Source organism: Nocardioides sp. Soil_C_8 (genome assembly GCF_057656315.1).
In genome coordinates this window covers 312642-334067 of the sequence record NZ_JBDGKQ010000004.1, presented here as the reverse complement: position 1 = coordinate 334067, position 21426 = coordinate 312642, and the positions used below count along the sequence as shown (strand labels likewise).

21 protein-coding genes are annotated in these 21426 nt (G+C 72.9%); 13 read left to right on the top strand and 8 right to left on the bottom strand.

Annotation, left to right across the window (positions count from 1 at the left end):
* Positions 1-4: 4 nt before the first annotated feature.
* Entirely contained in the window at positions 5-478 is a 474-nt protein-coding gene (locus tag AC3A3L_RS18615; RefSeq protein ID WP_487641531.1) for a hypothetical protein, read from the bottom strand.
* A 128-nt stretch (positions 479-606) separates the two neighbouring features.
* On the opposite strand from AC3A3L_RS18615, the gene AC3A3L_RS18610 reads away from it, so the two are divergent.
* The 5 genes from AC3A3L_RS18610 to AC3A3L_RS18590 are packed head-to-tail and all read left to right on the top strand — an operon-like array spanning position 607 to position 4566.
* Entirely contained in the window at positions 607-1416 is an 810-nt protein-coding gene (locus AC3A3L_RS18610) for an alpha/beta hydrolase (protein WP_487641530.1), read from the top strand.
* A 9-nt stretch (positions 1417-1425) separates the two neighbouring features.
* Positions 1426-2223, top strand: coding sequence for a lysophospholipid acyltransferase family protein (locus AC3A3L_RS18605; protein ID WP_487641529.1), 798 nt, complete (start codon positions 1426-1428; stop codon positions 2221-2223).
* Positions 2220-3374, top strand: a complete 1155-nt coding sequence (gene macS / locus AC3A3L_RS18600) for a MacS family sensor histidine kinase (RefSeq protein ID WP_487641695.1) — start codon at positions 2220-2222, stop codon at positions 3372-3374. The genes AC3A3L_RS18605 and macS overlap by 4 nt, the downstream gene beginning before the upstream one ends.
* A gap of 4 nt (positions 3375-3378) precedes the next feature.
* Positions 3379-3885 carry a flavin reductase family protein gene (locus AC3A3L_RS18595; RefSeq protein WP_487641528.1) on the top strand — a complete coding sequence of 169 codons (507 nt, stop codon included), beginning with the start codon at positions 3379-3381 and terminating at the stop codon, positions 3883-3885.
* Positions 3886-3921: 36 nt separating this feature from the next.
* Entirely contained in the window at positions 3922-4566 is a 645-nt protein-coding gene (locus tag AC3A3L_RS18590; protein ID WP_487641527.1) for a response regulator, read from the top strand.
* 9 nt (positions 4567-4575) lie between these two features.
* Here the strand turns inward: AC3A3L_RS18590 and AC3A3L_RS18585 are convergent, their stop codons facing one another.
* The 3 genes from AC3A3L_RS18585 to AC3A3L_RS18575 form a co-directional block, all read right to left on the bottom strand.
* Positions 4576-5475, bottom strand: a complete 900-nt coding sequence (locus AC3A3L_RS18585; protein WP_487641526.1) for a hypothetical protein — start codon at positions 5473-5475, stop codon at positions 4576-4578.
* Positions 5476-5609: 134 nt separating this feature from the next.
* Complete coding sequence (locus AC3A3L_RS18580) at positions 5610-6260, bottom strand: class F sortase (protein WP_487641525.1); 651 nt, start codon at positions 6258-6260, stop codon at positions 5610-5612.
* Positions 6257-7123: a DUF4397 domain-containing protein gene (locus AC3A3L_RS18575; protein WP_487641524.1), complete on the bottom strand. Its 867-nt coding sequence runs from the start codon at positions 7121-7123 to the stop codon at positions 6257-6259. The genes AC3A3L_RS18580 and AC3A3L_RS18575 overlap by 4 nt, the downstream gene beginning before the upstream one ends.
* 137 nt (positions 7124-7260) lie before the next feature.
* On the opposite strand from AC3A3L_RS18575, the gene AC3A3L_RS18570 reads away from it, so the two are divergent.
* From AC3A3L_RS18570 to AC3A3L_RS18560, 3 genes are read left to right on the top strand one after another with little or no spacing between them, the layout of a single operon-like run.
* Positions 7261-8193 (top strand): arylamine N-acetyltransferase family protein, encoded by a 933-nt coding sequence (locus AC3A3L_RS18570; protein ID WP_487641523.1) that lies wholly within the window; start codon positions 7261-7263, stop codon positions 8191-8193.
* Positions 8190-8648: an N-acetyltransferase family protein gene (locus AC3A3L_RS18565; protein ID WP_487641522.1), complete on the top strand. Its 459-nt coding sequence runs from the start codon at positions 8190-8192 to the stop codon at positions 8646-8648. Before AC3A3L_RS18570 ends, AC3A3L_RS18565 begins: the two co-directional genes overlap by 4 nt.
* 9 nt (positions 8649-8657) lie before the next feature.
* A complete protein-coding gene (locus AC3A3L_RS18560) occupies positions 8658-9557 on the top strand; it encodes a hypothetical protein (RefSeq protein ID WP_487641521.1) in 900 nt (299 codons plus the stop codon).
* A gap of 13 nt (positions 9558-9570) precedes the next feature.
* Here the strand turns inward: AC3A3L_RS18560 and glpK are convergent, their stop codons facing one another.
* Both glpK and AC3A3L_RS18550 read right to left on the bottom strand, forming a co-directional pair.
* Positions 9571-11040 (bottom strand): glycerol kinase GlpK, encoded by a 1470-nt coding sequence (gene glpK, locus AC3A3L_RS18555; protein ID WP_487641520.1) that lies wholly within the window; start codon positions 11038-11040, stop codon positions 9571-9573.
* Positions 11037-11876 carry a DUF1028 domain-containing protein gene (locus AC3A3L_RS18550; protein WP_487641519.1) on the bottom strand — a complete coding sequence of 280 codons (840 nt, stop codon included), beginning with the start codon at positions 11874-11876 and terminating at the stop codon, positions 11037-11039. Before AC3A3L_RS18550 ends, glpK begins: the two co-directional genes overlap by 4 nt.
* A gap of 22 nt (positions 11877-11898) precedes the next feature.
* Between AC3A3L_RS18550 and AC3A3L_RS18545 the strand changes: the two genes are divergently transcribed.
* On the top strand, positions 11899-13149 hold the full coding sequence (locus AC3A3L_RS18545; protein WP_487641518.1) for an MFS transporter: 1251 nt from the start codon (positions 11899-11901) through the stop codon (positions 13147-13149).
* Positions 13150-13155: 6 nt separating this feature from the next.
* Here the strand turns inward: AC3A3L_RS18545 and AC3A3L_RS18540 are convergent, their stop codons facing one another.
* Positions 13156-14352 (bottom strand): pyrophosphate--fructose-6-phosphate 1-phosphotransferase, encoded by a 1197-nt coding sequence (locus AC3A3L_RS18540; protein WP_487641517.1) that lies wholly within the window; start codon positions 14350-14352, stop codon positions 13156-13158.
* A gap of 192 nt (positions 14353-14544) precedes the next feature.
* On the opposite strand from AC3A3L_RS18540, the gene AC3A3L_RS18535 reads away from it, so the two are divergent.
* The 4 genes from AC3A3L_RS18535 to AC3A3L_RS18520 all read left to right on the top strand — a co-directional run bounded on the left by AC3A3L_RS18535 (position 14545) and on the right by AC3A3L_RS18520 (position 20279).
* Positions 14545-15993, top strand: coding sequence for an APC family permease (locus AC3A3L_RS18535; protein ID WP_487641516.1), 1449 nt, complete (start codon positions 14545-14547; stop codon positions 15991-15993).
* Between the two features lie 61 nt (positions 15994-16054).
* Positions 16055-17443, top strand: coding sequence for a metallophosphoesterase family protein (locus tag AC3A3L_RS18530; protein WP_487641515.1), 1389 nt, complete (start codon positions 16055-16057; stop codon positions 17441-17443).
* Between the two features lie 86 nt (positions 17444-17529).
* Positions 17530-18867, top strand: coding sequence for a class II 3-deoxy-7-phosphoheptulonate synthase (locus AC3A3L_RS18525; RefSeq protein WP_487641514.1), 1338 nt, complete (start codon positions 17530-17532; stop codon positions 18865-18867).
* 410 nt (positions 18868-19277) lie between these two features.
* Positions 19278-20279, top strand: coding sequence for a threonine aldolase family protein (locus AC3A3L_RS18520; protein ID WP_487641513.1), 1002 nt, complete (start codon positions 19278-19280; stop codon positions 20277-20279).
* On the opposite strand, the gene AC3A3L_RS18515 is transcribed toward AC3A3L_RS18520, so the two are convergent.
* Positions 20257-21378, bottom strand: a complete 1122-nt coding sequence (locus tag AC3A3L_RS18515; protein ID WP_487641512.1) for an NADase-type glycan-binding domain-containing protein — start codon at positions 21376-21378, stop codon at positions 20257-20259. The genes AC3A3L_RS18520 and AC3A3L_RS18515 overlap by 23 nt on opposite strands.
* Positions 21379-21426 lie beyond the last annotated feature (48 nt).

The following is a 21426-nucleotide window of genomic DNA, read 5'->3' as shown; positions in this document are numbered from 1 at the left end:
CGGCTCAGATGCGGGAGCCGTCGTCCCAGGGGTCGCGGGGCGCCTTGGGCATGACGAGGACGAGGTAGGCGAAGCCGCCGACGAACCACCCGACCAGCACCCAGCCGACCAGTGGGTTGACGTAGATCGAGAGCAGCCCGATGACGAGCGCGATCAGGGGAGCCACGAAGATGCCGGCCCACGCCAGGCCGCGCTGCCAGGTGCGGGGGACCGGGAACGGGGGCGCCGGCGGCGGCCGGAAGCGCTCGGACTCGGCGATGGCCCGCTCACGCTGCTCGACCTCGTCGTCGTCGCGCAGGTGGTCGGGCAGGTCGGTCGGGGACGAGGCCGAAGAGTCCGCGGACGACGGACGCTCAGAGGTGGGTGCCGCCTCGTCCGAGGGGGTCGCGGGGTCGTCCAGGACAGCGCGCTCGCCGTAGTTCTCGACGATCTCGCGCCACGCGAGCTCGGTGCGGCTCTCGTCCTCCGGGCGACTCACGCGGACCACGGTAGCCGTAGGAGGTGAACGCAGTCTCGTGACGGGCGCCGGGCGCCTTCCTCGACCCCCGGGTGAGTGGGGGCCGCCGTCGACCAGCGGTGTCCCGGGTCCTGGTGCACACTGTGCCGGTGAGGATCCCCTTCCGCGCCCCGTCCGCGCCCCTCGACCCCACCCTGGTCGCGCCGATGTCCACCCCGGCGGAGCCCGAGCTGACCGGCGGCCGGCGCGTCGGTGTGCTGGTCGTGCACGGCTTCACCGGCAGCCCCGCCTCCATGCGGCCCTGGGCCGAGGACCTCGCGGCGCGTGGGTACGCCGTCGAGATGCCGCTGCTGCCCGGACACGGCACGCGTTGGCAGGACTGCAACAAGGCCACCTGGTCCGACTGGGTCGCGACGGTCGAGGGTGCCTTCGACCGGCTCGCCGCCGAGAACGACGCCGTCCTCGCCGTGGGCCTGTCGATGGGCGGCGCGCTCGCGCTGCGGCTCGCGGCGGACCGCGGCGAGGAGCTCGCCGGGCTCGTGGTCGTCAACGTCGCCGTCGACACGCTGCGCAAGGACGCCGTGCTGCTGCCGGTGCTGCAGCGGTTCGTGCCCGCGTTCCCCGGCATCCGCAACGACATCAAGAAGCCCGGGATGGACGAGATCGCCTATCCCGTCATGCCGCTGAAGGCCGCCCACGAGATGTCTCGCGGCTGGGCCGAGCTCCGCCGCGACCTGCCGAGGATCACGATCCCGGTGCTCTACTTCCGCTCGGAGGAGGACCACGTCGCCGACCTGTCGTCGTCGAAGGCCCTGCACGCCGGCCTGTCGTCCAAGGACTTCGAGGAGCGGGTGCTGGAGGACAGCTACCACGTGGCGACCCTCGACCACGACGCCCCGAGGATCTTCGCCGAGTCCGCGGAGTTCATCGAGCGGGTCACCGGCCAGCAGCAGGGATAGTCTCGACCCGTGCTCTATTGGTTCCTGAAGTGGATCGCCCTCGGGCCCGTCCTGCGACTCGTCTTCCGGCCCAAGGCCTACGGCATCGACCACGTGCCGGAGGTGGGTCCCGCGATCCTCGCCAGCAACCACCTGTCGTACGCCGACTGGCTGTTCATGCCGCTCACGCTCACCCGCCGGGTCACCTTCGTCGCCAAGGCCGAGTACTTCACCACCCCGGGGATCAAGGGCTGGTTCCAGAAGAAGTTCTTCACCGGTGCCGGTCAGGTCCCGATCGACCGGTCGGGTGCCAACGCCGCCGAGGGCGCCATGAAGTCGGCCATGAAGATCCTCGCCGAGGGCGAGCTGTTCGGGATCTACCCCGAGGGCACCCGGTCGCACGACGGCAAGCTCTACCGCGGCAAGACCGGCGTGGCCCGGCTCGCGCTCGAGAGCGGTGCCCCGGTCATCCCCTGCGCCGTCGTCGGCACCGACGTGGTGGCCCCGACCGGCAAGGTCTACGGCACGTGGACGCGCCCGGTCGTGCGCTTCGGGAAGCCGCTCGACTTCTCCCGCTACGCCGGCATGGAGAACGACCGCTACATCCTGCGGTCGATCACCGACGAGATCATGTACGAGATCATGCGGCTCTCCGGGCAGGAGTACGTCGACCTCTACGCCAGCAAGGCGAAGGAGCTCGACAAGGAGAAGGCCAGGCAGGCCGAGCGCGAGAAGGCCGAGCGGGAGAAGGCCGAGCGGGAGAAGGCCGAGCGGGAGAGCGCGGCCCGCGAGCAGGCCGTGGACGGGCCTGAGCAGAAGGCGTCCTGAACGCCGATCTCCGCCCGCAGGTCCACCACCCGCGGGCCGACTCCGCCCTCGCGGTCGAGGACCGGCTCTACTCCGCGCTCGCGCTCGTCCGGGTGGTGGTCACCGTCAACATGGTGGCCCTCAACGCCTACCGGCGTGACAGCTTCTCCCACCCGGACCTCGCCCTCGTCGTGGTGATTGCGCTGGTGGTGTGGACCGGGGTGGCGACCTGGCTCTACGGCCGGCGATCCACTCGCACGCCCGCCCTGCTCGTCGCCGACCTGCTGATCGCCGTGGCCGCGATCGCCGTCACCCCGTGGCTGAAGACGGAGAGCTTCAACGCGACCCTGCCCGGCTTCTGGGTGATGGGCGCGCTCCTGGCGTGGGCCATCCACTGGCACTGGAAGGGTGGGCTCGTCGCCGCGGTCGCCCTGTCGCTGGCCGACCTGCTGCCGCGCCAGGAGATCGACCAGGGCAACTACGGCAACGTCTTCCTCGTCCTCATCGGCGGACCGATCGTCGGCTACATGTGCGAGTCGCTGCAGCGCATGGCGGAGGAGCGGGACGCCGCCGAGCACGCCGCGGCGGCCGCCGAGGAACGCACCCGCCTCGCTCGCGCGGTGCACGACGGCGTGCTGCAGGTGCTGGCGATGGTGCAGCGCCAGGGCGCGGCGGCGGGCGGCCAGTGGGCCGAGCTCGGGCGGCTGGCGGGCGAGCAGGAGCGCGGGCTGCGCTCGCTCATCCGGCAGCAGGACACGGTGCCGACCCGGGCCCACGGACGGTCGGACCTCGCGGGGGCTCTCGAGGCGATGGCCACCGCGCACCCGGTGCGGGTGGAGGTCGCCACCCCGGGCGGCGCGATGCTGGTCGACCACCACGTCGCCACCGAGACCGTGGCCGCGGTCAAGGCGTGCCTCGACAACGTCCTGTCCCACGCAGGACCGGGGGCGTCGGCGTGGATCCTGGCCGAGGCCGCACCCGGTGCGATCACCGTCTCCGTGCGCGACGACGGTCCCGGCATGACGCCGGGCCGGGCGGAGGAGGCGGCCGCCGAGGGGCGTCTCGGCGTCGCGTCGTCGATCCGCGGCCGCATCGAGGGACTCGGCGGCACCGCCACCCTCGAGAGCGGCGAGTGGGGCACCGAGTGGGTGCTGTCGGTGCCGCTAGCGTGACCGGGTGACCATCCACGCCGGCCACCCGTTCCCGACCCCCGACGACCCCGTACGACGCCTGCGCGGGCGCCTCGGCGGGACGGTGTCCCTCTGGACCGCGGGGGACGACACCGGACGAGCGGGCCTGACCGTCACCTCGTGGCTCGTGGCGGGCGGCGACCCCGGGCGGGTCCTGGCGCTGCTCGACCCCGACGCGGACCTGACCGAGCTGCTGCTCGACACCGGGCGCGGCGTCGTACAGCTGCTGTCGTGGGACGACCGCGGCCTGGCGGACGCCTTCGCCGGCACCACCCCGGCGCCCGGCGGCCCGTGGCGGCTGGCGGACTGGACGGACAGCGGGTACGGCCCGCGGCTCGCGTCAGCCGGCACCTGGGCGCTGTTGGGAGTGGAGACGGCGACGGACGTCGGGTGGTCGCGGTTGGTGACGTGCACGCTGGACGAGGTGGTGGTCGGCGACGATCCCGCGCCGCTCGTGCACCGTCGGGGGCGTTACGTCCCGCCGGGCGGCTGAGCGGTCTACGCTGCGGTCCAACCGGGAGGGGGACCCATGGTGAGGGTGATGGTGGTCGACGACCACCCGATGTGGCGCGACGCGGTCGAGCGTGACCTGCAGGCGGCCGGCCACGAGGTCGTGGCGGTGGCGTCCAACGGGCGCGAGGCGATGGCGCGGTTCCCGGCGGCAGCGCCGCAGGTCGTCGTGCTGGACCTCCAGCTGCCCGACAGCAGCGGGGTCCAGGTCACGAGCATGATGCTCGCGCACGACCCGACCGCACGCGTGCTGATCCTGTCGGCCAGTGGCGAGCAGGAGGACGTGCTCGAGGCGATCAAGGCCGGTGCCACGGGCTACCTGGTGAAGTCGGCCTCGAGCGCCGAGCTCATCGACGCGGTGACGCGCGTGGCCGACGGCGACACCGTCTTCACGCCGGGCCTCGCCGGTCTGGTGCTGGGGGAGTTCCGCCGCATCGCGGACGGGCCGGCCGACGACCCGCGCGACCAGCTCACGGAGCGTGAGACCGAGATCCTGAAGATGGTGGCGACAGGCATGAGCTACAAGCAGATCGCCGCGCGGCTGGTGCTGTCGCACCGCACCGTGCAGAACCACGTCCAGAACACCCTGCGGAAGTTGCAGATGAACAACCGCGTGCAGCTGACCCGCTGGGCCATCGAGCACGGGCTCGACGGCGACGCCTGAGCCGCCGGCTCAGGACGGGACCGTCACGACGGCCATCACGCGGCTCCCGGCGTCGGTCCCGGTGAGCTCCACCCGCCACTGGTCGTCGCCCTCGGACCTCCCGCACGGGACGGGCTGCTGGTCCGGCTGGGCGCACGCGAGCGACAGCACCTCCTGCGACCGCACCACGCGGACGTCGCGTGCCTGCGGCGCGGTGACGACGAGCGAGGTCGCGGAGGCGAGGCCGCGGCCGTCGGCGGACGAGCTGAGCTCGACCGCCCCTGACATCCGGTAGCGGACCTGGATGCGGTTCGCGTCGTCGAAGGTGTACGTCGCCCCGCTTCGGGTGACGGTCGTGGGGCCCGTCCCGGGACGGCCGTCGGCGGTCACCTCCACCGCGGTCGCCGCGAGGTCCGCGCCGTCGAGGTCCGGCAGTGCGAGGCCGAGCTCGCCGACCGGGTCGTCGGCGTGTATCCAGTGGGTGACCTCCAGCTCCCCACCGGGCAGCACTTCGGTGACCGCGCGTGACTCCCCGGCGGCCGGCCACCCGTCGATGGGCAGCGACGCGGCCGGAGACGCGGACGGGTCATCGGGGCCGCCGAGCACCTGCCAGGCGACGACACCGCCGGCGAGCACGCCCATCAGCGCGGCTGCCACGAGGGCGAGCACCCGACGGTTGGCCGGTCCGGTCCGCGGCGCCGGTGGTGCGACCGGGGGCGGAGCGAGCGGGGGTGCGGGCGGGGCTGCGGGTGGGGCTGCGGGTGGGGCTGCGGGTGGGGCAGTCGGCTCGGCCGGCGGTGCGACGACCGCGTCCTGCTCGGCCGGACCCGCGGCGGGCGGGGCCTCGGCGACGTCGGGCTCCGCCGCGGGGGCCGGGGCAGGCGCAGGCCGGGCGGACGGCGTCGCGGACGGCGTCACGGACGGCGTCACGGGAGGGGGTGTCCGGGGCGCCCGGCGGGCGCGTGGGGGAGCAGGTCGCGGCCGGACGGCCTCCTGGGCCGGGGCACGACGCGGGGCCGGGGGCAGGACGGTCGGGAGCCGTTTCTGGTACGGCTTCTTCGGGCTCACGACGCCTCCGGCGGTCCGAGGGGGACGGCGGTGACCACGGCGAGGTTCTGGTAGCCACCGCGGGAGGCGTCGTACGGCGGTGCGCACGTGACCAGGGTGAGCCGCAGCCGGCCTCCGGCGTCGTAGATCCACGCGTCGTCGACGAGGCTGCCCTGCGGCACGAGCCGGCGCGACCGCACCCCGAAGTCCTGGCGCAGCCCGTCGGCCTCGAGGCGGACCTTCGCTCCCGGGCGGACCGCCAGGAGCTCGGCGAAGGGGCCGAGCCCCTCGGAGTCGCTGTCGACGTGGGCGGCGACGAGGATCGACCCGAAGGGGTCGCCGAGGCGCGAGCCGCCGCGCCACCACCCCGCGACGTCCACGTCGTCGGGCACGTCGAGCACACCGCTGCCGGTGGTGCCGGCAGGGCTCACGGGTACGACGCGCCCGCTCGGCAGCGTGGCCCGGTCGGGCCGGCGGGGCGTGACGACGGACCGGGCTCGCCGCGCCGGGGAGACCGGCTCGGCCGACGGGGGAGAGGAGGCGGATGTCGTGGGGGACGACGAGCGGGTCCCGGGGTCGGCCGGGCGGGCGGCGTCGGTGCTGCCGGCACATCCGGCGGCGACGACGAGGCAGGCGGAGGTCATGAGCGCACGCGTGCGGACGCTCATCCGGGCGGGGGAACGGCGCGCGTGCGGCGCCACCGCAGGCCCGCAGCGCCCAGTGCCACCAGGGCCGCCACCCCCAGCGCTCGGACCGCCGGCGGCAGGTCCCGGTCGCCCGCAGTCATGGGAGCGGTGAAGGTCGTGACCCGGCCGCGAGCCAGTCCCGCCGACCCGGTCTCGATGCGGGACGGGCGGACGCTGCCGTCGGCTGCGAGGTCCACGGTGTGGGCGATGACGTTCATCGAGCTGTCGCGCGGGTTGCCGTAGGCGTAGATCATCGAGAGGGTGCGGCCCTCCAGGGCCACGTCGAGCGGGCCGAGGATGGGGTCGGCGCCATCCTCGCCCGACGGCAGCAGCGCCACCTCGATCGAGCCCTCCGGGACGTCGGCGTCGGCGAACTCGCCGTTGGCGATGTTGGTGAACACCGTCTGGCCGTCGACCTCGACGTCGGCGGGTGCGACGGTCGCCGTGTGGGCGAGCAGGACCCTGGCCTTGCCGGGCCCGATCGGGCCGGCCGGTGCGGCGTAGGAGTGGACGACCGGGTCGCCCCCGACGTCCGCGGGCAGGTGCAGCACGACGTCGCTGGTGTCGCCGGCCCCGACGTCGAGGGTCGAGTCGACCTTGACGCCCTTGCCGCGGAACGAGATCTCGTGGCTGCCGGGATCGAGCTCGAACGGCCCGAGCACGTCGCCGACCGCCGCGCCCGCGGCGACCCGGCGGCCGTCCACGGAGACCTCGACGGTGGCCCCGGGGACCGCCTGCACGACGTTGACGTTGGCCGGCTGCGGCGCCGGGGCGTCGGCCCCGGCCGGTGCGCCGGTCAGAAGAGGCAGGCACACGGCCGCCAGCACTGCAGAGAGTCGACGCATCCCGACCACACCCCCATGGCCCCACTACGACGTCGTCCCGATCGGGACGCCGGACCTCACCTGAACACCTCGGCGCCCAGCGCCTCAACCCCGATATCGGGTACGTCCGACCGGTCGGACACCCTTAGGGTTGAGCCGTGGAGACCGGGGTCGTGCGCAGGACGGAATACAGCGGCAGGGACGTCGACCTGACGGTCCAGGGCTACCTCGCCCGCCTCGGGCTGGATGCACCCGTCGAGGCCACGACCGAGGGCCTGCGCGTGCTGCAGCGGGCCCACGTCGCGCGCATCCCGTACGACAACCTGTCCATCATGCTGGAGCGGCCCGACCCGGTCGACCCGGCCACGTGTGCCGCCCGCGCCGCCGGTGGGGGCCGGTTGGGCTACTGCTTCCAGCAGAACGGCGCCCTCGGCTGGCTGCTCGAGGAGCTCGGGTTCGCCGTCAGCCGACGCCACGGCCATGTCTGGGCACGTCCTGAGGACGAGCTGGCCACGTCGTTGAACCACCTCGTGCTCGTCGTCTCGGGGCTGCCCGCCGAGGGCAACCCGGGTGGTCACTGGTGGGTCGACGCCGGGCTCGGGGAGGGGTTCGCCGAGCCCCTGCCGCTGGTGCGCGGCGACCACCTCGTGGAGGGGTGGACGTTCGGCATCGGGGCGGGCTACGGCGCCCAGGCGGCGGGGCGGCCGACCGGCCCCGCGGCCTGGACCTACCGGCACCTGCCCGGCGGCGTGCTGCGCGGGATCGTGGTCACCTCGCGTGACCACGGCGACGATGCGATCGCGCTCGCCCACGCGACGCTGGGCGGGGGCGCGGCGTCGCCGTTCCGGCGGGTCGTCGTCGCCCAGCGCATCGAGGGGCGGCGGCAGCGCACGGTCCGCGGGCTGGTGCACCAGGCCATGACGCCGACCTCGACGGAGCAGCAGGACCTGACGTCGTACGACGACTGGCGCGGCGCGCTGGTGGACGACCTGCTGGTGCCGGTCGACGACGTCACCGACGACGAGTGGTCGGCGCTGTGGACCCGCGCGCAGGCCTCCCACCGGGCATGGGACGAGGCGGGGCGGCCATGAGCGACCGGGGGACGACCACCTGGCGTCGCGCGACGGCGGAGGACGCGGCCGCACTGCGCGACCTCGAGCGCATCGCGAGCCAGACCGGGCTGGCGCACGTGTTCGGCGACCTGCCCTACCCCGACGACGACGTGCTGGCGCGCTGGGCGCTCCTGCTCGACGACCCGGGCGTGGTCGTCGAGGTGGTCGAGGACGAGCGCGGGCTCGTCGCGCTCGCGGCCCACGACGGCACCACGCTGCGGCACCTGGCCGTCCGACCCGACCACTGGAGCGCGGGTCTCGGGCGGGAGGCGTTCCGTCGCGCCGAGGCAGCGGGTGCGCGACGCCTGTGGGTGCTGGAGGCGAACGGGCGGGCCCGAGGGGTCTACGAGTCGCTGGGCTGGACGCCCAGCGGGACCACCCAGGAATGCCCCTGGCCGCCGTACCCCACCGAGGTGGAGTACACCGCTCCCTAGGATCGGGGCATGCCGGACGCCGACCCGCTGCTGGACATCGCCGACGACCTCTATGCCCTGCCGCTCGCGGACTTCACTCCTGCCCGTGACGCGCTGGTCAAGGAGCACAAGGCCGACAAGGCGCTCGCCGCCTCGATCAAGGCGCTGCGCAAGGCGTCGGTGGCGGCCTGGGTGGTCAACCTGCTCGTCCGGCGCGACCCCGACCAGGTGGACCAGGTGCTGGCGGTGGGCGAGGCGCTGCGGGAGGCGCAGGACAACCTCGACGCCACCCAGCTGCGCGAGTTCACCAAGCAGCGCCGGCAGCTGACCGCCTCGGTGACCACGGCCGCCCGGCGGATGGCGCGCGAGGAGGGCGTCCGGACCACCGAGTCCGTCGGCGAGCAGGTCGAGGCGACGCTCACCGCAGCGATGCTGGAGCCGGACGCCGCACGAGCGGTGCGCAGCGGGCTGCTCGTGACGTCGCTGTCCGCGACCGGGCTCGGCGACCTCGACCTCAGCGGTGCCGTGGCGGTGCCCGAGGCGCTCGGGTTCAGCGCGAAGGCCCGTCCCGCTCCGGGCCCCGACCCCACGCAGCGGCCCCAGCTCCACGTCGTACCCGACCCGGACGCCGACGTGAAGGCCAGGGCGGCCGCCGACGAGCGGCTCGCCGACGCCCGTGCCGCGCTCAAGGAGCAGGAGAAGGAGCACCGGGCCGCCCGTCGGTCGGTGGAGAAGCTGCAGGCACGGACCCTGCAGGTCCAGTCCGAGGTCGATGAGCTCCGCAGCCGGATCGCGGAGCTCGAGGACACGCTCGAGGAGGTCGACGAGGAGCTCGCCGAGGCGGAGGCCGCGCAGGCCGAGGTGGAGGAGGCCGTCGAGGAGGCGCGGTCGGAGGTCGACGCCGCCCGCGAGGCGCGCGAACGCCTCTAGGACCCTCGGCCCGTCACCCGGTCCAGCCCTTCGACCGCTCGACCGCGTCGGTCCAACGGGCGTACGACGCGTCGAGCGCGTCCCGGTCGCCACCGGGCTCGAAGCGCCGGTCGAGGGCCCAGGTCTCCCGCAGGTCGTCGGTCGACCCCCACACCCCCGTGCCGAGCCCGGCGAGGAAGGCTGCGCCGAGCGCCGTCGTCTCGACGATCTCCGGACGCTCCACCGTCCGACCGACCTGGTCGGCCTGGAGCTGGCAGAGGAAGTCGTTCTCGGCTGCCCCGCCGTCGACGCGGAGGGTGGTGAGCTCGGGGAGCGTCTCCAGCACGTCGCGGACCTCGAAGGCGATCCCCTCGAGCGTGGCCCGGACGAGGTGGGCGCGCGTGGTGCCGCGGGTGATGCCGAGGATGGTCCCACGCGCGTGGGGGTCCCAGTGGGGTGCGCCGAGACCGGTCAGCGCCGGTACGAACACCACCCCGTCGGTGTCGTCGACGGTCGCGGCGATCGCCGCGGTCTCGGCGGCGTTGCCGACGATCTGCAGCCCGTCGCGCAGCCACTGGACCGCAGCACCGGTCACGAAGATGGCGCCCTCGAGGGCATAGGTCAGGTCGCCGTCAGGGGAGCGCCAGGCGGCGGTCGACAGCAGGCCGGCGTCGCTGCGCACCACGCGGGTGCCGGTGTTGGTGAGGATGAACGAGCCCGTGCCGTAGGTGCACTTGGACTCGCCCTCCTCGAAGCAGGTCTGCCCGAAGAGCGCGGACTGCTGGTCGCCGGCCACGCCGGCGATCGGCAGGGACAGCCCGAGGAAGACGGTCGGGTCGGTCGGCGCGATCTCGCCCCAGTTGGGGACCAGCTCGGGGAGTGCGTCACGGGGTACGCCGAAGAGCTCGCACAGCTCGTCCGACCAGTCGCCCGACTCGAGGTCGAGCAGCAGGGTGCGGCAGGCGTTGGACACGTCGGTGACGTGCCAGGTGCCGCGCGTCATCCGCGCGATGAGGTAGGAGTCGACGGTGCCGACGGCGTATCGTCCGGACTCCACCAGCGCCCACGTGTGCGGCTCGTTCTCGGCCAGCCACGTCAGCTTGGTGCCGGAGAAGTAGGGGTCGAGGCGCAGGCCGGTCAGCTCGGTGACGCGGTCCTCGTGGCCGTCCGCGCGCAGCCGGTCGCAGATGTCGGCGGTGCGGCGGTCCTGCCACACGATGGCGCGCCGCGGCGAGCCGAGCGTCTCGCGGTCCCACAGCACGACGGTCTCGCGCTGGTTGGTGATGCCGACCGCCGTGAGGTCGGACTGGTCGACCTTGGTCAGGACCTCGCGCGTGGCCTCCAGCGTGGCCTGCCAGATCTCCTCGGCGGAGTGCTCGACCCAGCCGGGCTGCGGGAAGTGCTGGCGGAACTCCTGGTAGCCCTTGGCCTGGATCCGCCCGTCGGGCCTGACGACGACCGCCGTCACGCCGGTGGTGCCGGCATCGATGGCCAGGATGCTCACTTCGCGCCCCCGCGGATGATGTCGAGGATCCGACGGTCGATCCACGCCGGGCGGAGTCCGGGCGCGACCCGCATCTCGTAGTTCTCCGAGCCGACCCACATGTGGAAGCTGTCCTTGCCCTCGGCCTTGGCCAGCGACTCCAGCTCGATCATCAGCGCGTCGTCGACCGGCACCTGCTCCTCGGGGGTCGAGGCGGTCAGGTAGAGCTTGTTGAGGTCGACGAGCCGGGCCAGCTCCACCACGGGGTCGGCGTGGTCGTCGACGCGGAGGTCGACGGCGACGTCGTCGTGACCGCCGTAGCCGGCACCGTCTCGCACGACGAGCAGAGCCGCGGACTGCCGGCCGCGGCTGTCGCCTCCCGCCTCGTCGCCGGCAGTCAGGGCCGCGAGCAGCCGCCGCTCGAGCGACTGGTCGACCGCGGCGATCCACGCACGCTCCATCGCCTCCACCACCTCGGGGCCGGTCAGGATGTTGCCCTGGATGGCGTAGCCACCGCGCTCGCCGCTGCGCCCGGTCGTCCCGCCCGCCCAGGCGAAGCAGTCGGAGCCGGTCCAGGTCGCGGCGTTGCCGTCGGAGTCGACGACGCCCACCTGCCGGTGCTCGCGCTCGTCGTCCTCCTCGACCAGCCGGTCGAGGGCGACCTGGGCGGTCGCACCGTCGTCGAGGTGGGCCAGCCCGAGGTACTTGAACGAGAGGTTGGCGTCGGCCTGCGTGGCGATGGCGCCGACCCCGGCCGCAGCTGCCGGGACGGCGGACCCGACGGCCAGGAACTTGGAGGCGACGGCGACGCCCCACGACTCGCCGTCGTCGGAGCGGGCCACGATCGAGAACGTCATACCTCGACCCTAGTCTGAGCCCGTGCTGACTCGTCTCGGCTTCCCCCGCGTGGGGGAGCACCGCCGCTTCGTCGTGGCGATCGTCGCCGACACCGTCGGCAGCGGGCTGTTCATGCCGATCACGCTGCTCTACTTCCTCGCGATGACCGACCTGTCCTTGGTGCAGGTGGGGTCTGCGCTGTCATTGTCGGCCCTGCTGACGATGCCGGGTGCGTTCGTCATCGGGACCCTCGTCGACCGCTTCGGTCCGCGGAAGATGATGCTCGTCGGCAACCTGGTGCAGGCCGCCGGGATGGTGGCCTACCTCTGGGCCGACTCTCTGCTCGCCGTCGCCCTGTGGACGGCCCTCCTCAACCTCGGGCGCCAGTCCTTCTGGGGCTCCTTCGGCAACGTCGTGACAGCGATCTCGGCCCCGGGCGAGCGGGAGATGTGGTTCGGCTTCCTGCAGGCCGTGCGCAACCTCGGCTACTCGGTCGGCGGGCTGCTCGCCGGGCTCGCCCTGCAGGTCGGCACCGACGTCGCCTACCAGTCGGTGGTGGTCGTCAACGCGGTCACGTTCGTCCTCGCGTTCGTCCTGCTGCTCGACGTGCCCGACCACCGCGTCGCGCACCCCGCGGACGCGCCGGTCGAGGGCTGGGGCGTCGTGCTGCGGGACACCGCCTACCTGCGGCTCGTGCTCGGCCAGCTCGGATTCGTGGCCGGGATGATGGTCCTCAACTTCGCGCTCCCGGTCTACGTCGCCGAGACGATCGACCTGCCGGGGTGGGTGGTCGGCGCGATCTTCACGCTCAACACCGCGATGGTCGGCCTCGGCCAGGGACTCGTCGTACGACGCATGACCGGGCGCGTGCGTGCCCGGATGATGGGGCTGGCGCAGCTGACGTTCGTCGTCGCCTACGCCCTGTTCGTGCTCGCCGGCTGGCTCCCGGTCTGGCTGGCGGTCGTGGTGATGCTGGTCGGCGCGGCGGTCTACACCGCCGGTGAGCTGACCGGTGGTCCCGTCTTCAGCGCCACTGCGGCCGAGGCCGCACCCGACCACCTCCGCGGTCGCTACCTCGGCCTGTTCCAGCTCAGCTGGGGCGTCGGGGGAGCGGTGACGCCGGTGGCGTTCACGTGGCTCCTCGCCCACGGGCAGACGACGCTGTGGTGGGTGCTGGCGCTGGTCGCGCTCGCCAGCGCGGCGTACCTCCAGCGGCTCCCGGGCGTCCTGCCGGCAGCGGGCCGGCGGGTGACCAACCGCGTCGAGGAGGAAGCCGCAGCCGACCCCGTCTGATGTCGCTCAGGCCTGGCCGATCTGCGCGAGCAGGTCGGTGAACCACTGCTGCTCGGCGTCGAACGGCTTGTGCCCGGCGATGCGCTCGAACTCGATGGCCCGCAGCTCGCCGTCGCGGTCCTCGTCGTGGCCGATCACCCCGGGCGTGCCGTCGAGGGCACAGGCGACGGCCAGCTCGGCCATCTCGCGGATGAGGGCGAGGTCGGTGTCGTTGGCGGGAGCCGAGCGGGAGAAGTAGCCGGACTTCTGCACCATCTTCTTCTCGGCGCCGATGGCCTCGGCGAAGCGGTCGGCGAAGTAGCGGCCGGGGTTGATCGTGTCGATCTGGACGTGCCCGAACGGGTCGCGCTTCACGGTCTCGCCCAGCGCCTCGAGGTGGGAGACGATGTCGTCGACGCCGGCCCCCTCGGCCAGGAAGATGTTGACGCAGCCGATCTCGTCCATGACCCCCCGCAGGCGGTCGGCCTCGGCGGCGAGGTCGATCGGCAGCTCGGGCACGTAGACCGCGTGGATCGCCCACTTCCGCCCGTCGAGCCCGATGCCGGGGAGCCACTCCTGGTCGGCGTGCCACGCCATGTAGTCGCGCGCTGCCGCTGCGGTCAGCCAGCCGCTCGCCCGCCCCATCACCTCGTGGACGATGAGCATCCGCGGGTTGGAGCCGTGCTCGGCCAGCACGTTCTGGGCGAACCGGGAGGCCTGCTGGGCCGCCGTCAGCGCGCCGAGGCTCTGCCGGATCGGCACGATGTCGTTGTCGATGGTCTTGGGGAGCCCGACGACCGTGAGCTCGGACCCCTGGGTCTCGAGGTACGCCGCCAGGTCGGCCGCCGCGGTGTTGGTGTCGTCCCCGCCGATGGTGTGCAGGACGTCGATCCGGTCGGCCTGCAGCCCCGCCGCGGCCACCTCGAGGGCGATGTCGCTGTGGCCGATCAGTCCTCGCCGGCGGCAGTCGTCGTCGTTGGTCAGCTTCACCCGGCTGTTGCCGATCGGGCTCCCGCCGTAGCGGTGGAGCAGCTTGGCGCCCGCGCGCTCCTCGGGACCGATGGTGATGCTGTTGCCGGTCAGCAGGCCGTGGTAGCCGTGCCGGTACGCGATCAGCTCGATGTCCGGGTCGACGGCGTCGTACGTCTCGATCAGCGCACCGACTGCGGACGAGAGGCAGGGGGCGTACCCGCCCGCGGTCAGGATGGCAACACGCTTCGGCATGGTGAGCAGCGTAGTTGGAACGATACAAGCCCGGAAGTACGTCCCCCCACCGTTGCGGGGGCGCCGGGCTGCCTCGGCGTGACCCGGAGGCCGACACGCCGTTGTGCCGGGGCGGGGGTGGTTGCCACACCCCCTCAGCAAGGTCATTGTGAGGGAAGCCGTGCGCTGCGCGGTCCGATGATGGGAGTCTCGATGAGCGCGACCGAAGCCAGGCAACAGGACGTCAACGGCCCCGAGGACGCCGATCTCAAGCGGGTGCTCGGACCCAAGCTGCTGCTGCTCTTCATCGTCGGTGACATCCTCGGCGCCGGTGTGTACGCCGTCACCGGCAAGCTCGCCGGCCAGGTCGGCGGCATCGCGTGGTTGCCGTTCCTGGTGGCGTTCGCGGTGGCGACCGTCACCGCCTTCAGCTACCTCGAGCTCGTGACCAAGTACCCGCAGGCCGCCGGTGCCGCGCTCTACACGCACAAGGCGTTCGGCATCCACTTCGTGACGTTCCTGGTCGCGTTCACCGTGGTCTGCTCGGGCATCACCAGCGCCTCGACGTCGTCCAACCTGCTCGCCGCCAACCTGCTCATCGGCTTCGGCAACGACGACCCCGGCTCGAGCGCCACGCTCCTGACGGCCCTGGCGTTCATGCTGGTGCTGGCGGCGATCAACCTGCGCGGCGTGGGCGAGAGCGTGAAGTTCAACGTCCTGCTCACCCTGGTCGAGATGCTCGCGCTCGCGATCGTCATCGGCATCGGCTTCTGGGTGATGGCGCGCGGCGACGCCGACCTGGGCCGCATCACGGTCTTCGAGAGCCCGGACGACAAGGGCCTCTTCATGGCGGTCACGATCGCCACGGCCATCGCCTTCTTCTCGATGGTGGGCTTCGAGGACTCGGTCAACATGGTCGAGGAGACCAAGGACCCGCTGCGCATCTTCCCCCGCACCATGCTGACCGGCCTGGGCATCGCCGTGGTGATCTACATGCTGGTCGCGATCTCGGTGGTCGCCGTGATCCCCGCCGGGCAGATCGCCGAGCCCACCAACGCCGAGGCCGGGATCCTGCTCGACGTGGTCAAGATCGGTGCGCCCGACCTGCCGATCGACGACATCTTCCCGTTCCTCACGGTCTTCGCGGTCGCCAACACGGCCCTGATCAACATGCTGATGGCGAGCCGGCTGATCTACGGGATGGCGCAGCAGGACGTGCTGCCGCGCTCCCTCGGAAAGGTGCTGCCGGGTCGTCGCTCGCCGTGGACCGCGATCCTGTTCACCACCCTCCTCGCGCTCGGCCTGATCACCGTCGTCACGCTCGACTCGGAGTCGTCGGTGGTCGGGGCGCTGTCGGGCACCACGGCCCTCCTGCTGCTGGCAGTGTTCACCATCGTCAACATCGCCTGCCTGATCCTGCGGCGCGACCCCACCCCGGACGGGGCGTTCCGCGCACCCTCGGCGCTCCCGGTCGTCGGTGCCATCTGCTGCGGCTACCTCCTCGGCCCCTGGGCGCGGCTCGAGGCCGACATGATCCAGTACAAGATCGCAGCCGGGCTGCTCGCCATCGGTGTGGTGCTCTGGGCGCTGACCTGGCTCACCAACCGCGGCGTGCGCGCCAAGAAGACGGGCTTCCGCGACATCGACCACCTCGAGGAGTGAGCCGGCCGACACGGAGGGGTTCCGCACGCGGACGTGGGCCGCGGCGTCTACGGTGGGGCGGGTGACCAAACGACCTGTGGGGCCCGTGCTGGCGATGCTGCTGGCCGGTGCGATCGGCTGCTCGACGGTCACGCCGCCCTCGCCCTCCGCGAGCGCCGTACCTGACTCGGACCCGCCGGCGCGGACGTTCACCGCGCCGCCGGTCGACCCGACCACCGCCACCTCTCCCGAGGTCCGTCCGGGCACACCCGCGGCCGAGCGCGGACCGCGCGACCGGCCGGCGGTGGCGGCGGCACCGGAGCTGCCCGGGGCCTACCGGTTCGTCTCCGCGCCCGACTTCCTCAACCAGGACGTTGCCGACCTCACGGCCGACGGCCGCAAGCAGTTCGTCGACAGGCGCACGGGTGAGGTCGCCAACTCCATCAACGCCGACTACGACGCGGCGCTGGACCACGTGATGGACGAGATGGCGTCGCACGACGCCGACGACGTCCTCGTCGCGGGTGACCTCGTCGAGGGGCGCTGGGGTCGCGACGACGCACGCACCGGGGTGTTCGGGCCGGTGCGGACCCAGTCCCAGCGGCTGCGGGCCTGGCGCCGTGCCGCCGACGTCTACTACCCGGCCTGGCGCGAGCGGTTCGAGGACCGCGGGCTCACGACCTATCCCGCCCTCGGCGACCACGAGATCGGTGACGACCCGTGGCGGACCCGCAAGCGCAACGCCTGGATCGACTTCAAGCGCCGCCACGTGCCGGAGTTCAAGCGGATCTACGCCGACCACATGCTGACCGGCCAGGACGGCCGGCCCCGGTTCCCCGACCGCCCCACCGGGCAGGCCCGCCGCACCGCCTACGCCGTACGCCTCGACGCGGACGTCCTGCTCGTCACGCTCGACGTGTTCCAGCGCCGCGGCGGCGACGTGCACATGTCCGTCGACCCCGCTCAGCTGCGGTGGCTCGAGCGGGTGCTCCGGCAGGCCCGCAAGGACGACGTGCCGTGGGTGATGGTCCAGGGGCACGTCCCGATGACGTCCAAGATGCGCGTCCGCAACTCCAGCAACCTCGTCTACGAGAAGGGCGCACGCTCGGCCCTGTGGAAGGCAATGGTCGACGGCGGCGTCGACGTCTACCTGAGCGGCGAGGTGCACGACCAGACCGCTCACGTGCGCGACGGCATCCTCCAGGTGTCCCACGGCTCGCTCCTCTACCGCGGCGAGGCGTCGTACGTCCTCGGCCAGGCCACCCCCGACCGGCTGGTGCTGGAGAACCACCAGTTCCGCGGGGAGATCGGGTTCGAGGACCGGCTGTGGACCACCTCGCGCCAGGGCGCACCCGGTCACATCAGCTATCCCGACCCGTCCGTCGTCACCGGCACCCTCGAGGCCAGCCGCACCCGCTCGGGGGGCCTGCGGGTCGACGACGCCGAGGGAGTGCTCGCACCGCAAGGCTGAGGTGCCCGCGCGGCGTGCGCGGAGTCACGCGTTCAGCGGGCGGTCACGGTTCGGGGGCGGCGGCCCGGCCGCCGTACCCTTGTGGGGTGAGTGCCATCCCCACCCTCGAGCAGCTGCACGCCCTGGGTCCCAAGCAGCAGCCGACCTATCCCGACTCCGGGGCGGTCGATGCTGCGGTCGCCCGACTGAGGACCGCGCCGCCGCTCGTCTTCGCGGGTGAGTGCGACGACCTCACCGACAAGATCGCCGCGGTCACCCGTGGCGAGGCGTTCCTGCTCCAGGGCGGCGACTGCGCCGAGACCTTCGCCGGCGTCACCGCCGACAACGTCCGCAACAAGCTGCGCGTGCTGCTGCAGATGGCGGTCGTGCTGACCTACGCCGCCTCCGTGCCCGTCGTGAAGCTCGGCCGCCTCGCCGGCCAGTACGCCAAGCCGCGCAGCTCCGACGAGGAGACCCGCGACGGCGTGACCCTGCCGGCGTACCGCGGCGACGCGGTCAACGGCTACGACTTCACGTCCGAGGCGCGCATCCCCGACCCCCAGCGGCTCGTCGAGGTCTACAACTCCTCCGCCGCCACGCTCAACCTGGTCCGTGCGTTCGTGACCGGCGGCTACGCCGACCTCCGCCAGGTCCACACCTGGAACACCGACTTCGTCCAGACGTCGCCATTCGGGCAGCGCTACGAGGCGATGGCCGACGAGATCGAGCGCGCGCTGACGTTCATGAAGGCGATCGGCGCCGACCCCGACGAGTTCCACCGCGTCGACTTCCACTCCAGCCACGAGGCGCTGCTGCTGGAGTACGAGCAGTCCCTCACCCGCATCGACTCGCGCACCGACGACCCCTACAACGTGTCGGCGCACTTCGTGTGGATCGGTGAGCGCACGCGCCAGCTCGACGGCGCCCACGTCGAGCTGCTGTCGAAGATCAAGAACCCGATCGGCATCAAGCTCGGCCCGACCACGTCGCCCGACGACGCGCTCGCCTACGCCGCGCGGCTCAACCCGGAGAACACGCCGGGGCGGCTGACCTTCATCACCCGCTTCGGCGCCGGCAAGATCCGCGACGGGCTGCCCGCCCTCGTGGAGAAGGTCACCGCCGAGGGCCTCAACGTCGCCTGGGTCTGCGACCCGATGCACGGCAACACCTTCGAGGCGTCCTCGGGCTACAAGACCCGCCGCTTCGACGACGTCATCGACGAGGTCCAGGGCTTCTTCGACGTGCACCGCGGCCTCGGCACCTGGCCGGGCGGCATCCACGTCGAGCTGACCGGTGACGACGTCACCGAGTGCGTCGGCGGTGGCGAGGAGATCGACGAGGTCGGCCTGGCCCACCGCTACGAGTCCGTCTGCGACCCCCGCCTCAACCGGGTCCAGTCCCTTGAGCTCGCCTTCCTCGTCGCGGAGATGCTGCGCAAGGCCTGAGGCGGCCGTTTTGTGCGGTGGCTGAGCGACCGACCCCGGCGCGGGGTGGGTCGAGCGGACCAGTGTCCGCTCGACGCACGCCATGGCGTGCGTCAGGCGTCCACGCCGTGCGTCCAGACAGGACACCGCGTCCCCGCCGCGACTCGAGCGGACCAGTGTCCGCTCGACGCACGCCGTGGCGTGCGTCAGGCGTCAACGGCGTGCGTCCAGTCCGCGGCTGACCGCTGGCGGCGTACGGCGGTCGCCGGCGGGCGGTGGGTGAGACACCTTTCCGGGCTCCGGAACATGTCTCACGCACCGCCAGCGCGCGGCTGGTCGTACGAGCGGTGAGCAGGACACCTTCTCGGGTTCCAGAACATGTCTCACGCACCGCTCGAGGACGGTCCAGCGGTGCCCGATAGGTTCGGCGCGTGATCGACCTGCGCTCCGACACCCTGACCCGGCCGACCGACGCGATGCGCGAGGTGATGGCTCGCGCGGAGGTGGGCGACGACGTCTACAACGAGGACCCCACGGTCACGGCGCTGGAGGAGCGGGTCGCCGGGATGTTCGGCCACGAGGCCGCGCTGTTCACCCCGACCGGCTCGATGGCCAACGTGCTCGCCGTGGCGAGCGTCGTGTCGCCCGGCCAGGAGGTGCTGTGCGAGTCGTCAGCCCACATCGCGCGTGCCGAGCTCGGTGCCCACGGCGCCATCACGGGCCTCACGATGCGCACCTGGACGCAGGCGCGCGGCCAGGTCGACCTACCGGCGATCGAGGCGATGCACGCCCCGGACATGGGTCCGTTCTTCGTGCGCACGGCCGCGGTGTCGGTCGAGAACACCCACAACTTCGCCGGCGGCGCGGTGCTCCCGATCGAGGACCTGCGGGCGCTGCGCTCGTGGTCCGAGGCCAACGACACCAAGGTCCACCTCGACGGCGCGCGGCTCTGGAACGCGCACGTCGCGACCGGGACGCCGCTGGCCGACTACGGCCGCGTCGTCGACGTGCTCGCGGTGTGCCTCTCCAAAGGCCTCGGCGCACCGATCGGGTCGCTGATGGTCGGCTCGGCGGACGCGGTCGCCGAGGCGCGGGTGCGGCGCAAGCGGATGGGCGGCGGGATGCGCCAGGTGGGCGTGCTCGCCGCGGCGGGGGCGTACGCCCTCGACCACCACGTCGAGCGGCTGGCCGACGACCACGCCCACGCGCGGCTGCTCGGCGAGGCGCTGGGGCTCGACCCGGAGGCCGTCGACACCAACATCGTCGTCGTCGAGCGCCCGGACGCGGCGTCCTTCGTCGAGCGTGCGGCGGCCGAGGGCGTGCGCATCGCCGCCGTGGGGCCGCGCACCGTACGCCTCGTGACCCACCTCGACGTCTCGCGCACGGACGCCGAGCGTGCGGCAGCGGTGCTCAGCCGGCTCGCCGCCCCGTGACGCTGACCTCGCTGATCGCGGTGTAGTCGCGACCCAGGCTGCCGGCGCCCGGGGGTGTCACGGTGGTGATCGTGATGGTGACCGTGGCGGTCTCGACCGGCGGCACCTTGAGCCGCTGCATGGTCGGTTGCTCGGCGAGGGTCTGCTCGACGGACGACCCGTCGTCGAAAACCCAGGTGACGGCGAGGATGCGGCGGTTGTTGGGGTACCAGTCGACCCCGGCGACCTGCTTGGCGTAGCCGTTGACGAGCCCGACCCGGCTGACCACCCCGGGCTCGGTCAGCGTCACCGTGATCGTCCCGCCGGTCGCGTCACCCGCTGTGCGCCACGCCGTGGCCGGGTTGCCGTCCCCCATCTGGCTGGCTTCGTAGGCCACCAGGTTGCCGTCGAAGTCGGTGGTCGGCGGCGCGGTGCCGGGGACCTCGAAGGTCGCGCCGCGGGCCAGGTCGAGCGGCTTGCCGACGCCGGCGGGCGCGTCGCTGGTCTCCGTCGGCTCGGCGCTGGGCTCCGTCGGGTCGCTGCTGGACTCGGGCGCCTGTGAGCTCGCCGTCTCGCCGGCAGCCGGGTCCGTGGCCACCTCGTCGCCCTCGGTGTCGAAGACCCGGAGCAGGAGGAAGGCCAGGGCGACCAGCAGCGCAGCGCCGATGACCCAGCCGATCCACGCCTTGCCGCGCACGGGCAGGTCGCCGTCGACGTCGTCGACCTCCTCGTAGGGCAGCAGCTCCTCGCGGGGGTCCCACGTCGGTCGTCGTGAGGGGGGCGGGGCACCCCGCTCGGTGGGCACGACCTCGGGCGTGACCTCGGGCGTGACGTCGGGCGGGCTGGTCGGCGGGACGGGGGTGGGGTCGGCCGCCTGGACGGGTGGCGCGACGGGCGCCGGGGAGCGCTCCTCGTCGGACGGGGCCGGGCGGTCGGACGGGGCCGGGCGGTCGGACGGGGCCGGGCGGTCGGACGGGGGAGCGGTGGCGGTCACCGTCGCCGGCTGTGGAGCCGCGTCCGGCTCGCGGCGGACCGGTGCGGGCGCACCGATGCGGTGCCCACAGTTGAGGCAGAACCGCCCCACCCCCAGCTCGGCGCCGCACGCCACGCACGTGTCCACGGGCCCACGATAGGGGGACGGACCCACGTCGGGTCCTCACCCATGGGA

Bases quoted from the DNA above. Each gene is read 5' to 3' on its own strand.
- AC3A3L_RS18590 (WP_487641527.1), top strand. From the start codon at position 3,922: ATGGTGAGGGTGATGGTGGTCGACGACCACCCGATGTGGCGCGACGCG.
- AC3A3L_RS18580 (WP_487641525.1), bottom strand. From the start codon at position 6,260: ATGAGCGTCCGCACGCGTGCGCTCATGACCTCCGCCTGCCTCGTCGTC.
- AC3A3L_RS18575 (WP_487641524.1), bottom strand. From the start codon at position 7,123: ATGCGTCGACTCTCTGCAGTGCTGGCGGCCGTGTGCCTGCCTCTTCTG.
- AC3A3L_RS18565 (WP_487641522.1), top strand. From the start codon at position 8,190: ATGAGCGACCGGGGGACGACCACCTGGCGTCGCGCGACGGCGGAGGAC.
- AC3A3L_RS18560 (WP_487641521.1), top strand. From the start codon at position 8,658: ATGCCGGACGCCGACCCGCTGCTGGACATCGCCGACGACCTCTATGCC.
- AC3A3L_RS18550 (WP_487641519.1), bottom strand. From the start codon at position 11,876: ATGACGTTCTCGATCGTGGCCCGCTCCGACGACGGCGAGTCGTGGGGC.
- AC3A3L_RS18540 (WP_487641517.1), bottom strand. From the start codon at position 14,352: ATGCCGAAGCGTGTTGCCATCCTGACCGCGGGCGGGTACGCCCCCTGC.
- AC3A3L_RS18535 (WP_487641516.1), top strand. From the start codon at position 14,545: ATGAGCGCGACCGAAGCCAGGCAACAGGACGTCAACGGCCCCGAGGAC.